8 protein-coding genes are annotated in these 13,471 nt (G+C 45.9%); all 8 read left to right on the top strand.

All coding sequences use genetic code 11. The annotated features are described in order from the left end of the window. Nucleotides 1-8: 8 nt before the first annotated feature. The 8 genes from ICL80_RS00425 (at nucleotide 9) to ICL80_RS00390 (ending at nucleotide 13,355) form a co-directional block, all read left to right on the top strand. Nucleotides 9-1,586 carry an amidohydrolase family protein gene (locus tag ICL80_RS00425; RefSeq protein ID WP_194214183.1) on the top strand — a complete coding sequence of 526 codons (1,578 nt, stop codon included), beginning with the start codon at nucleotides 9-11 and terminating at the stop codon, nucleotides 1,584-1,586. A gap of 378 nt (nucleotides 1,587-1,964) precedes the next feature. After that, nucleotides 1,965-2,600: an RNA polymerase sigma factor gene (locus ICL80_RS00420; RefSeq protein WP_194214182.1), complete on the top strand. Its 636-nt coding sequence runs from the start codon at nucleotides 1,965-1,967 to the stop codon at nucleotides 2,598-2,600. After that, nucleotides 2,593-3,669: a FecR family protein gene (locus ICL80_RS00415; protein ID WP_194214181.1), complete on the top strand. Its 1,077-nt coding sequence runs from the start codon at nucleotides 2,593-2,595 to the stop codon at nucleotides 3,667-3,669. The genes ICL80_RS00420 and ICL80_RS00415 overlap by 8 nt, the downstream gene beginning before the upstream one ends. Nucleotides 3,670-3,776: 107 nt before the next feature. Continuing rightward, nucleotides 3,777-6,458, top strand: coding sequence for a TonB-dependent receptor (locus tag ICL80_RS00410; RefSeq protein WP_194214180.1), 2,682 nt, complete (start codon nucleotides 3,777-3,779; stop codon nucleotides 6,456-6,458). A 377-nt stretch (nucleotides 6,459-6,835) separates the two neighbouring features. Continuing rightward, a complete protein-coding gene (locus ICL80_RS00405) occupies nucleotides 6,836-8,470 on the top strand; it encodes an alpha/beta hydrolase-fold protein (protein WP_194214179.1) in 1,635 nt (544 codons plus the stop codon). An 11-nt stretch (nucleotides 8,471-8,481) separates the two neighbouring features. Beyond that, nucleotides 8,482-9,897: an amidohydrolase gene (locus ICL80_RS00400; protein ID WP_228073695.1), complete on the top strand. Its 1,416-nt coding sequence runs from the start codon at nucleotides 8,482-8,484 to the stop codon at nucleotides 9,895-9,897. Next, nucleotides 9,894-11,111, top strand: a complete 1,218-nt coding sequence (locus ICL80_RS00395) for an amidohydrolase family protein (protein WP_194214177.1) — start codon at nucleotides 9,894-9,896, stop codon at nucleotides 11,109-11,111. Before ICL80_RS00400 ends, ICL80_RS00395 begins: the two co-directional genes overlap by 4 nt. A gap of 117 nt (nucleotides 11,112-11,228) precedes the next feature. Beyond that, the gene (locus ICL80_RS00390) at nucleotides 11,229-13,355 is read left to right on the top strand and encodes a TonB-dependent siderophore receptor (protein ID WP_194214176.1); all 2,127 of its coding nucleotides are present in this window, start codon (nucleotides 11,229-11,231) and stop codon (nucleotides 13,353-13,355) included. Nucleotides 13,356-13,471 lie beyond the last annotated feature (116 nt).

Genomic DNA, 13,471 nt, shown 5'->3' with positions numbered 1-13,471 from the left:
TCAAACCCATGATAAAAAAAGTAAACAGCCCGGTCTCGGCAGTGAGCGGCCTTCATAGACGCGCTTTTCTAGCAGGCATAGGAGCTATGGGTGCCGTCGCACCCCTTGCCGCGAGCATGGTGCCTTCAAACACCGTATCAGCATCCCATGCTCAGAATACTGGAAAGCCCGAATCAACCCTCATAAAAGGAGGCTTTCTCTATGCGGGGGATGCTTCCAATACAGTTATTCCTGAAAGCTGGGTCCTCATTAAAGGTAGGAAGATTATAGCCGTGGGCGATGCCTCCACAGCGCCACCCCCTGCGGAGAAAGTTATAAATGCCAAAGGCAAAATGGTGCTGCCCGGTTTTGTAAATCCACATTGGCACGAAGCTTTTGTGGAAGGACCGGACAGTTTCAAGCCCGACGATTCTGACCTTGTACCAACCGCCTTCTCGCAAGGAGCCAATATTGAAGAGCTGGGCAAATACTTTATTGAGCTGACGAGTGTGGAAGACCAGATACTGCCGGAAGAAGCACTCATCATTGCGCGCTACAGTTTATGGACACAACTGCGCGGCGGCACCACCCTTATCGGGGATACAGGATCTCTCAATTCTGGGCACATTATGGCACAAGCTGCCTTAGACCTTGGGATGCGCATTAATACCGGGCGTTGGGCTTCGGATATTATTATTCCAAATGATAACAATGACTTTATCCGTGCCTTGTCGTGGCAAGACCAAGCCGCAGACTGGGAGACACTGGCAGGTCAGTGGCATAACCATTCATCTGGCTTAGTTCGGATCATGCCGTCTGTACTGGTGTCCTTCACTAGCTCTGACGAACAACTTAAAGCTCTCAAGGCGTTTTCTGATAAATATGACGTACATTATTCTGCCCACTTGGGGGCGGTCAGTAATGAGGCATCAGCCAACAAGCGGGTCTTTGGTCGTTCGGCAATTGAACGGTTCTACGACCAAGGGCTTCTGACCAACAAAATGCTCTCTGTTCATACCAACCGGGTTACGGACGAAGAGTTTAAAATGCTGGTGGATGGCGATGTTAACATCTGCTACTCGCCAGCAAACTACGGCCTTCTCGGTGAACGAAGCATTAGTGAAACTCGTATGATGCCGAAGTTTCTGAAAGCGGGTCTTGCCGTTTCTTCCAGCACAGATGGCGGTGTTTCCTTTACAGGCGGTATGCCAGAAGCGATGCGCGCTATGCACTTGATGGTGAATGAATCCATGGGCGACAATACCGCCTGCCCACCAACGACCGCGCTTGCAACTGGCACACGGTACGGCGCTATGGGCCTTGGCTGGAGCGACAGCCTTGGATCCATCGAGCCGGGGAAAGAAGCCGACCTTGTGATGATTAACATCGACGAGTGGCGTTACCGGCTGGTGTCTCATCCTTTGAGCGTGTTTCTTGTGGCGGGAAGCGGTAATGACGTGGAAACCGTTATGGTCGCAGGCCGTGTGGTGATGCACGAAGGCAAAAGCACCATGGTGGACGAACAAAAACTATACACAGATTATGCCCGGGTTATAGACACAGCGCGCGAGCGCGTATTCGGCAAACAAACCGCCCCAATCCGCTAGAGAGATAAACGCAATTTTTAAAGGCCCAAGTACGGATGGGCTTTTAAAAGTTTCTGATGGTTGAAGAGTGCCTATAGCAATAATTTTACGGCCTTGTATGCAAATCTTTCCTTTATGGAGGGGAACTCGATCCATCATAAATGGGGATATCACCGTTGAGTTCCTAGAGAATCAATTCTCGCTGACCTGATATGTGAATGGAAATAGTGAATTTTGGCTAAAGAATGCGCGTAGACGCATCTCCAAATATAGCTGACTCCTGATATTTCAAAACAGGCAATATTTTTTTATTTTTTTATTTTTTGGCTAAATTCTGCGAAAAAACTTGAGTGCCATATTGATGTATATCTATTTTAGACGTAAAGGCGGTGCTGCGTTATGTCAAAGATTTACAAGGCGTTTCAGGCTAATGAAAAAGCGATCAAACGAGTGTTTGCACGCTATTTTCGTACTAGTGAAGATATTGAGGATTTGGCACAGGAAACATTTATCAAATGTTTCGCCGCTGAAGCGAGACATGACATAAATGATGCTCGATCTTTTCTGTTTAGAGCTGCCAAAAATCTTGCATATAGTGAGCGAAAAAAAATGTTCCGCTTGACCACTGATTATGTGGAAGATGCGGGTGGTGCTGACACGATAGTTGATGAGATGGAATTATCTCCGGAAAAGAGGCTGGATAGCCAGAGGAAGCTAGCGCTTCTGGTGGAGGCTGTTGCGAGCTTGCCAGATGAATATCGTGAAGCATTTCTTATGCGGAAAATGGAAAACCTGAAACTTTCACAAATAGCGACAAGGACAAATGTCACTGTCAGGACAGCGCAGAACCGTGTAGCTTCTGCGCTTGATATGTGTGATGCCCATTTACGCAGAAGAGGTTATTCGCCGGAAGAATTTGGCCGAATGCCAGAGTTGAAAGGGCTGCAAGGAGTGTCACCAATCGGGATCAAGAATGCAGACGGCAAGCCACCTCTTTATGTAGTGGACAACGAGGGAGTCAATAAAGATGACTGACAAGAGCAATATTGTCCCTCTGCCTGATTTGGGGTCAGAGGCATCTGGCTGGCTGGTGCTCATAGATGATGGTGAAATGACACCTGAAGACTGGACTGAGTTTAAAGCATGGTTTGCGAAAAGCGATAAGCATCAGGAGGCTTTCAGGCAGCGTGCATCGTTATGGTCAGATTTTGATGGGCTCAAGGCACTGAATGATTATGCACAGTCAAATGAGATTAAAAACCTTCTGGCAAAAGATGCAAAAAGTCATCACAAGACGCACCTTTACGCTAGAAGAGGTTTTTTGACAGGCATCGCCGCATCACTTGCACTTATTACAGGGTCTGGCGTTGCCTTTAAAGTATATAATGATCAGCGGAAAGTGCAGTTACAGTCATTCCAGACAGAGCTTGGCGGGCAACGTACGATAGACTTGAAAGATGGTTCTGTTATTACACTCAATACCAGCAGTGAAATAAAGGTGGAATACAGAGCAGGTAAACGCTGCGTTTATCTTTTGTGCGGGGAAGCGTATTTTGATGTAGCCCATGACCCCAGTAGGCCTTTCTTTGTGATTGTCGGGAAAAAAGCGGTTCGTGCACTTGGCACGTCTTTCAGCGTTCGCCTTTTGGAAAAGAAAGTGCATGTGACAGTATCTGAAGGCCGTGTAGCACTTTTGAAAGACATCACGTTTGTAGAGGACGGAGATGCCATGCCTATTGGTCAGCCGCTTGCAGAGGTTTCCTATGGGCAAAACGTATTATTTGAAAACGATATAGAACTGATGGAGAAATTGCCTCCACGGGTACTAGCAAAGAAGCTTGCATGGCGTGATGGTGTTCTTGCTTTTTCTGGTGAACCTTTATCAAAGGTTGTTGAAGAGGTGGAGCGTTACACAGGCATGAATATTGAATTTGAAAATGATATATATGCCTCTATGCCCATCAGCGGTTATGTGAAGATTGGTCAATACTCTGAAATGTTTGAAGCTTTGGAGATTATGGCAGACCTGAAAGCTGTTCATTTGTCTTCTAACCGCGTGAAGCTGGTTAAGCTAGAGAAAGGTGATATTGGCGAAAAGATTTAAGAAAAATAGACTTCTAGACACAAAAATAAAAAAATTGGGAGGAATGTTTCCTGTTTCGTGTTCCGAAGAGTCTGCATAAACAAGGCCGGTGTGTAAGTGTACGACATGTGCTAACCATTATGCCTTTTTATGTGGGTGTTTTGTATTTTAGAAAGTTTTTGGCCTTGAGCATTATGCTTTTGGCGGCGCTTTCATTCGGAATACAGGCAAGTGCGGCAGATACTCAGAAAAAGTATGATTTTCATATTGAGGCTGCAACACTGGGAGAAGCACTAGATGAACTAGTGCAAATTACCAAGGTTCAGCTCCTTTTCCCCCATAAACTGGCAAAAGAAACAGGTATAAAACCTGTGATTGGTTCGTTTTTCGTACAAGAGGCGCTCGATATTTTACTCGAGGGCACAGGATTTTCCAGCGGTCTGACTAAAGGTGGAATGGTTGTAGTTTCATCTAAAAAAGCTCAGGTGGGAAAGACTGTGAAACAGACAAAAGAAAAAAGATTGCTGGCAGGCATTTCATCATTCCTTTTTGGCAATGAACCGGTGTCAATAAAGAATTCGAACCAGGATAATGATGATCCAAGTGAAGGCCTTATTGAGGAACTGTTGGTAACAGCGACCCGACGAAAATCTACGGTTCTTGATGTCCCATACAACATTCAGGCCCTTTCAGCACAAAGCCTTGAAAATGCGGGCGCGCAAAATATGAAAGATTTCGTGCGCCTCATCCCTGGTCTTAGTTTTACCGATACGGGCGCGCGGGATGGCTTACGTGTATTTCTTAGGGGTTTGCGATCAGGTGACGATATCGGTCTCATTCCAACCACATCAACCTATCTTGATGATACCCTTGTTGACCGGCCCTCAAATTTCAGGCCGCTTGATTTGAAAATTGTTGATATTGAGCGCATCGAGGTTTTGCGTGGCCCACAAGGCACACTTTACGGCGGTGGTTCGGTTGGTGGTACGCTTCGGTATATTTCTAAAAAACCGGCCATGAATGAATGGAGTGGCCGTGTTGGCACCCTAGGTTCCTATACAGATAGTGGCAGTCTAAACTACAATATTTCAGGCATGGTGAATACGCCTATTGTGGATGATAAAGTTGCGATGCGTGTGAGCGCAGGTTATTTCAGCAATAGCGGCGTCGTTGATAATAGCAATCTTGATGAAGATAATATTGACTGGGAAGCAACATTTTCTGGCCGTATTTCTCTTAGAATTGCGCCAACAGAAAAGCTTGCAGTTGATGTGGCATATCACCGGGAAGATACGACGTACGGTGATGCCTCTCAGTATGATAATGCCTTGGGTGAGTATAATGTTGATTATGATTACCTTGGCAGAAAAAAGGATATTACAAACCTTACTAATTTGACCGTGAGCTATGATTTTGGCTTTGCCGAACTGGTTTCAAGCATATCATATATTGATGAAAAAATTGAGCATTCAGCAGATATCACCCGCACGATACGGGACAGGTACATAGCATCCCTTGTCGCTGATACAAGTATCCCGGTCCCTGACATCACAAGCTATAATGAGGTTTTTGCAGACAATGCCTCTTTATCAGAAGAAATTAGGCTTGTATCCAACACAAATGGCCGATTTGATTGGATCGTTGGCGCTTTTATCTATGATGCAAAATCTGCTGGCGGCTATGATGAATATGTCGAGCAACCCTTTGACTATCAGAATGACATTGAGGCACTTCTCGGCGTTAAAATCAATGACGATCGCCAGTGGCGCGGCCGCTACCAAACAACATATAACCAATGGGCTGTGTTTGGTGAATTTGGTCTGAATATCACGGATACATGGCACGCGTCAGTTGGTATTCGCCATTATGATTTTAAAAGAACGGGCCTTAACTCACAGATTGACCAATGGGCTGCGCGGGATGAATATGGTTTTGCCCGCCTGACCCCGATCGAGTCTGAAATATCTACAGGTGAACTTAATGAAAATGGTGAGGCTTTAAGGTTTAATACCTCCTATGAATTAAATGACAGTTCGTTGCTCTACTTTACAGTTGCGGAAGGGTACCGCCCAGGCGGGTTCAATGTTGCCAACAGTGCCACTGAACTTCCTGATGAATATAAACAATATGAATCTGATACGTTGATCAGTTATGAACTGGGCGGCAAGTTCAGCCTATTTGAAAACCATATCTACCTTAGCTCTTCAGTCTATTACATTGACTGGAGCAACATGCAAACGCAAATACAGTTACCAACACTATTTGGAAAACGAGGCAATGCAGGCAAGGCACATTCAAAAGGGCTTGAGCTTGAGTTAAATGCCAGGAACCTCTTTGCCAAAGGGCTGGATGCCGCGATAGGTTATGCTTATACAGATGCTAAACTGGATGAAACCATTGATGGCATTGGCTATGAGGCTGAATCTGTTCCGTTTGTTCCGAAACATTCTGTGTCTTTTTTGCTGGATTACCAGAAAACATTAAGGTCTGGCTGGGTAATGGGGGTGAATTTTCTCACAACCTACACCGGCCCTACCTACACTGGCTTTGGTCCGATTACACCTGGTTATGATGGTGCCTCAGATAATGACGAGTATTTTTTCCTTGGTGATTATTTCCTCGCAAATATGTCAGTGCGGCTTGAGAGAGGCAGTTGGGTTGTGCGCATGTCGGCGGACAACCTTCTTGGCTCAGAGGGAAATACATATCGCGAAATTTCTCGCTCACAGTCCTTATACCGCGATCCTTCAGTCTTCATCAATATTGTTCGGCCTCGAACAATAGGCATTGAATTGACACGTCACTTCTAAAGAGCCCTCATGCTGCAAGCCTGTAGAGGCCTTGCCGTATTCCCTTTCAAAAGATGTCGATCTGGAGGTTTATGTGAAAATATACATAGCTATTGGTGTGTTTGGACTACACGCTTTATGTGCGGGTAGTGGACTGGCTCATGAGAACAATCAGAATAATGTGGGGTTCTCATCTGTCGCAGAACGGAAAACCCTTCACTCACAATTAAAGGCCATATTTGGTGGCCTCCCTTCGGAATCTTGGCAACGCTGTGCACAGAAAAGCATCGTGTGGATGAAGAAAACGAGATTTCACAGACATATTAAATGGTTTTAACCAATGCCGAGTTGCGTGGGGTGGCACCCCATACTGCAAAGATTGAATGATAGGAACTATTATGTACAAAAAGCTGCTTATTCTTACTCTTGTTTCATGTTTTCTCGTGGGGAAAGCTAGTAATGAACTGGCAGCCGAAGAGACAACAGTTCAAGGGATTATGTTCAGCAAAACTGCTGCAAATACATATGAACTTTTATCTGATCAAAAGGTGTTTGTTCTGGGGTCTGTTTCTGGCTCTGATGAAAGCCTTGATCTCGTTGTGCAGCCTACTGGTCGAACATTTAAACTAGGGTCAGAGGGTGAGTATCAATTTGCGTTCATTGCCGAAAAAAGTATGCCCCATATACTACGTATCACCTCGGCAAATAGTGCGCAGGCCATTGGTATTATAACAATAGATTCTGTTATCCCGGTCTCTGTAGCCACCCCGCGCAACGAAGCAAACATTTCTCTAATTAAAAGCCCTCGCATGAAGCGCCTTGCCAAGGATATCGAAGATAATCCTGAAGCCCTTGCCGCCTTTTGGCAGGAGGTACAAGAAACAGGCACGCCGCTTATTGAAACGCTGGGCACTGACAAAGCTCTATATACCTTTTTGTGGCGCAGCGAAAATATCTCATCAGTGGAGCTTTCTTGGGCTGTTTGGAAAGAGGACAGAACTGAGAATTTACTAGCTTATCTGCCAGGTACAGACCTGTGGTTCAAAACGCTTGAGCTGCCAGTTGATGTTGCCGTGTCGTATAAAATGGCTCCCGGCGTATCGCATTTAATGAAAAGTGATCTCGCTAGCTATAGGCGGCTATTGAACGATTTTTTGCAGCGGGACCCTCTAAACCCGAAGTATTGGAAGGGGGAAAGCTTGTTTGATAGTTCGTCCCTGCTTTTAGGGCCAAAATCAAAGCCACTCAACTGGTCCATCAAGAAAGATAATGTACCAGAAGGGTCTATCGAACATCTCCAAGTCAAAAGTGGTATTATGCAGAATGAGCGAGAAATTGCATTATACAGACCTGCATACGCTAAGGGCCGCTCTGATATACCCCTACTGTTTGTCTTTGATGGCAAACGCTATCTGGAAGATGCGGCTACAGCAACAACACTCGACAACCTGATTGCAGAGGGCAAGATACCACCCGTTGCAGCCGTTTTTGTATATAACACTGTGCCAACAACACGCTCTGTTGAACTTCCCTGCAACCCTAACTTTGTAGACTTTCTAGCAGATGAGTTATTACCGGTTGCCCGCGCAAGCCTTCCAGAAGCTGCCGATAGTAAGGCCATTATCACGGCGGGTTCGAGCTTTGGTGGGCTGGCATCAACCTGTGCAAATTATTTCCGACCAGAAACCTTCAAGTATGTATTGAGCATGTCAGGTGCTTATTGGTGGAGCCCCGCAGAAGGGTCGCCTCTGTTCGATGAAGATAGCCCGGCTTGGGCACTAAGGGCAGTCGCCAAAAACGATTGTCTCGCGGACGCATATTATTTCGATGCTGGCGCACTTGAAACCGGTTACGGCCTTAGCAGTATTGCTGATGCAAGTGAGGCGCTCTCCGCGATCCTCAAGGCCAAAAACTGCACAACAACATATCGCACATTTTCTGGTGGGCACGACAGATACCATTGGCGCGAAACAATTGCTGAAGGGCTGATCTGGCTTTTGAGCGGTGAAGAAACATGGATAACGAAAAAATAAGGAAAGCGTTTGTGACACGAGTAACAACCATAGAAAAGGGCCGCGTTTTGGCTGGCTTTCTTGCCGCTACAATATGTTTTGTTCAAATATCTGCCGGTGCAGATGATGGCTATCAAGCACCTTATAAGCGCGACCCATATGCAAGTACCTATATACCGCGCCAAGCGCCAGATGTCGCCATTATTGGAGCCAAAGCTCTGACCGGAACGGGCGCCGAAATTGAAAACGCCACCATAGTTCTCACAGATGGTAAAATTACAGCTATAGGAGGGCCGGACACCCCCTTTTCTGCTAGTACGACAGTTATTGAAGCATCAGGTAAATGGGTAACACCTGGTATCATTGATGTGCATTCTCATCTTGGTATCGGGCCAATTGTGGAATCATACAAAGGTGATGTAAATGAGAAAACATCACCGATTACGGCTGAAGCTTGGGCTGAGCACGCTATTTGGCCGCAAGATCCAGGCTTTGCTCGTGCTCTTGCGGGTGGGGTTACAACTCTTCAGATATTGCCAGGTTCTGCCAACCTGATTGGGGGCCGGGGTGTTAGTCTCAAAAATGTACCTGCGGTCATTCGTTCTGACATGAAATTTCCTGGCGCACCGCAAAGTCTCAAGATGGCATGCGGGGAAAACCCTATCAGTGTTTATGGAGGTAAAAGCGGGCCGGGTACACGTATGGCCATGATGGCGGGTTACAGAAAAGCCTGGATCAAGGCAAGCGCTTATAAAGCGGAATGGGATGCTTACGAAATTGCTTTCAGAAAAGGGCAAGAAGCCAAGCTCCCCACACAGGACTTACAACTGGATACGTTGGCAGCTGTACTAGATGGCCGCATATTGGTGCACAACCATTGTTACCGTGCTGACGAAATGGCAGCAATGATCCAAATGTCTCATGAATTTGGCTATCAGATTACTGCCTTCCACCATGCTGTTGAAAGCTACAAGATTGCTGATTTGCTGACCAAAGAAGGTATTTGTTCGGCCATGTGGGCTGATTGGTGGGGCGCCAAAATGGAAGCCTATGACAGTATTGATGAAAATATTCCAATGGTGGCAAGTGCGGGTGCCTGTGCAATTGTTCATTCTGATTCCGCAGACAACATCCAGCGCCTGAATATTGATGCAGCAAGAGCGTGGGCTGATGGTCGTGCTGTGGGGCTGAATTTCACAAAAGCGCAGGCCTTCGAGTGGCTCACTCTAAACCCCGCAAAATCTTTGGGGATTGCTGATCAAACAGGATCACTTGAAGTCGGTAAGATGGCTGATGTGGTCATCTGGTCTGGCGACCCTTTCTCTATCTACACTGAGGCTGAAAAAGTTTTCATCGACGGCACGCTTTATTTCGACACTTCTGACCCAAGCGTTGCTTATCAATCAGACTATGAAACTGGGCTTGTCCAAAAAGGAGAGTATCAGTGAGACGTGTTCATTTATTTTTCGTATTCTTTGTGAGTGTTGTCATCGCGCCAGCTTCAGTGATGGCCGATACAATTTTGATCCAGCATGCCACTGTGCACACTCTTGGGCATGAAGGGACCTTGGTCGATGCCAGTATTGTTGTCAAAGACGGGTATATCGCTGCTGTCGGAAAGACAGTCTCAGTTCCTAAAAATGCGCGTGTTATTGATGCAAAAGGCCTGATCGTAACACCGGGTATTATGAATGCTAATACATATTTGGGGTTGAGTGAGATCAAGCAATCTTTGGACTCTAACGATCATAGCGGTAAGGATTCTAGTCTTGGGGCCACCTTCAATGTATCGTATGGGTTGAATTACAGGTCGGACGTTATTCTGGAAAACAGGCGACACGGCCTTACGCATGCACTAAGCAGCCCTACAGACTCTAATGACCTCTTCATTGGATCAGGTGTTTTTATTTCCCTGACAGGGGATAAAGGCAGTTTCATTCAACCCGGACCAATGGTTATCAACCTAGAGGCAGCTGGAAACAGGAATGCTGCATGGGGGCGGCTGAACCGTGTTTTTGCTGAACTGAAGCACTATGCCAAAACAGGTAAGATAGAAAAAACTTATTTACCTGCTTTTGAAATGGATGCCTTGCTCCCCGTAATCAAGGGCGAACAGTTTGTTCTACTGACGGTAAAAGGTGTGCCTGATATCAGACAGGCAATTGCCATGAAAAAAGCGTACGGCTTTAAAATGGCATTAGTGGAGGCCGATGAAGCCTGGCTTGTAGCTAAGGAATTGAAAGAAGCGGATATTGCTGTTCTGGTTGAGCCACGTGATACGCTTCCTCGTACCTTTGCTGATTTGCATTCAAGTGGCCGCAATGCAGCCATTCTCGTTGAAGCAGGTGTGCAAACTATTATTGCGCCGACAGGCACTGGTCGAAACCATCAAGCACATCATGTGCTTGAAGCTGCAGGTGTGGCTGTACGCTATGGCCTTCCATGGGAAGAAGCCCTCAAGGCAATTACCAAAGTTCCAGCGCAGCTCTTTGGCCTCAAAGAGTATGGGGCAATTGAACGGGGCAAGGTTGCGACCCTTGTAATTTGGGACGGCGATCCGTTGGAGGTTACGACAAATCCTACACATGTTTTTGTACTCGGCAAGGCACAGCCTCTCGTCTCTCATCGGACGGCTCTGCGCGACAAATATCTAAAACCATAACCCAAAAAAACAGGGAAAAGCTGCTGGCTGAATAAGCCAGAAAACTGCACGCCATAGCGGGGAGCAGTAAACAATTAAACCAGTAATAAGGCTCTTAAATATAAAGGGAGATGCTAAATGAGTAAGAAAAATATCCGGTCCATCAGGAGCGGTTTGTTCGTGGCCACTGCTGCAGTGCTTTCAAGTTATAACTATGCGGTTATGGCTGAAGAAGCAGAAGAGACAACACTTGAAACAATCAGCATTGTAGCGCACAAGCTGACAGAACTTGAAGTTGCCAATAATAGTGGGGCCCTTGGTAATCGCTCTGTTATGGACACACCTTTCTCTGTGGATGTGATTTCACTAGAGGATATGGAAATCCGTCAAGTTAATACACTTGACAGTCTGTTTAGCCGTGAGGCGTCTGTTTCTGTGGACGGCAGTGCCTATAGTACGTTTGGAGACACAATCCGTGTTCGTGGCTTGCCACTAGACTATACAAATAGTTTTAAAATCAACGGGATGTCGGTTAACAATTTTGGCGGCGAATTGCCATACGAGGCGTTCCAGCAGGTTACGCTTTTAAAAGGTGCTACAGGCTTCATGTACGGTATGGCCGCCCCTGGTGGTACTGTAAACTATGTTACTAAAAAGCCCGTTAATGATCTCCTGAGCGTAGATTTCGGTTTGCGTAGTGACAGTGTGCTGAGCGGCCACATAGATGCCGGTACTCGCTTTGGACGTGACGACGCATACGGCGTGAGGGTGAACCTCGTAAAAGAAAACGGTAATACCTATCTTGATAATGGTAAGATCGACCGTGAGACAGCAGCCCTTGCCTTTGATGCGCACCTTAGCGACTCTCTCTATTGGACAGTTGATCTGATGTACTCTGACCGCCTTACTGAAAATTCATGGACTGTCATGGATAATTATATGGATAGCAGTGAGCCTATCCCTGAAACTGTTTCCGGTACGCGCAGCATTGGTATTGATGGCACATTTGACAGGTATAAAACACTGTTAGCCATCACAAGCCTGAATTGGGATATCAATGAAAACTGGACGGCACGTCTGGAATATGACTATTCCAAAAATGAAACGCGCTGGGTGAAAACACTAGCTGAACTACAGAACAGTGACGGTGATGTTGCAGTAGCAATCTACGACCAGTATTTTGATATTAGCTTCTCACAGTTGCAAGGAGTGATTAACGGTGAGTTTGAAACTGGTTTCTTGAAGCATCAGATTGTTATGGGAGTTGCTTACCAAGAAGCCACTACATACCGTAATGATCCTAACCGCCGTGTGATCTGGGGGTATGGGATGGACAACCTTTATGACCCGGTTGCCGTACCTACATATACATCAACACTTGAGGAAACCCTGACAGAAGCATGGGTTGACAAGCAGTCGTCTGCTTTCATTAGTGATACACTCAAATTCGCTGAAAAGTGGGAATTTCTTGTTGGTATTAGGGCAAACAAAATCGAATATACGCCAAGTGAATACTGGTCATCATACTTTGATGTATATAAAGATACAGCAGTTAGCCCAACCGCGGCCCTTATGTTCAAGCCTGCAGACAGAACAACATTCTATGCAAGCTATGTGGAAGCTTTTGAAGGTTCAACATCTGTTGTTAGTGAAACATACGCAAACGCGAATGAGTTGTTGCCACCCCTTAAAAGTAAACAGTATGAGTTTGGTGTAAAGTCAGCTGGTAATGGCTGGACAGTGACGGGTGCCTTGTTCCGTATCGAACGCGGTGCTGAAATTGTGACAGCAGATAACTATCTGGTGCAGGACGGTATTACCATTTATCAGGGTGCAGAGCTTAGCAGTGCAGTGGAGATTACAAAGGATTTATCTCTATACGGTGATGTGATGCTTCTTGATACTGAATATAAGAAAACAAATACAGGTATTGAAGGTAACGATGTTGCCGGTACACCAAAAATGCAGGCAAGCTTGCAGGCAAATTATGTGGTTGAGGCAATTTCAGGCCTGACACTTAACTTTGGTGGGAAATACCACGGTAAAACTGTGCTTGATTCAGCAAATAACTGGGACTTGCCATCATACACAATTTTCTATGCTGGTGCGAGTTACAGCACACTTGTTGGTGGCAAGCAGGTTACCTTCATTGCCACTATGGATAATGTTTTTGACAAAAAATACTGGGCAGTTGGCGATTCATACGGGGCGCTTCGAATTGGTGAACCAATGAGTATGGCCTTTAAGACGAAAATCGCCTTTTAAGGCAATCTTTATAGCTATTCTAGGGCACGCTCAGGCCTTGGCTTGAGCGTGTTTTTTGGAGGGGATACAAATTAAAATAACATTGATCTTCACCCTATGAATGAGAGCTGTTTCTA

Origin of the sequence: Kordiimonas pumila, assembly GCF_015240255.1 — a bacterium.
Lineage (GTDB): Bacteria > Pseudomonadota > Alphaproteobacteria > Sphingomonadales > Kordiimonadaceae > Kordiimonas > Kordiimonas pumila.
Note: the sequence above shows the minus strand (reverse complement) of the source record. Positions and strands in the feature narration are given on the sequence as shown.

Coding starts and splice junctions, on each gene's coding strand:
- ICL80_RS00425 (WP_194214183.1), top strand. CDS start 9: ATGATAAAAAAAGTAAACAGCCCGGTCTCGGCAGTGAGCGGCCTTCAT.
- ICL80_RS00420 (WP_194214182.1), top strand. CDS start 1,965: ATGTCAAAGATTTACAAGGCGTTTCAGGCTAATGAAAAAGCGATCAAA.
- ICL80_RS00415 (WP_194214181.1), top strand. CDS start 2,593: ATGACTGACAAGAGCAATATTGTCCCTCTGCCTGATTTGGGGTCAGAG.
- ICL80_RS00405 (WP_194214179.1), top strand. CDS start 6,836: ATGTACAAAAAGCTGCTTATTCTTACTCTTGTTTCATGTTTTCTCGTG.
- ICL80_RS00390 (WP_194214176.1), top strand. CDS start 11,229: ATGAGTAAGAAAAATATCCGGTCCATCAGGAGCGGTTTGTTCGTGGCC.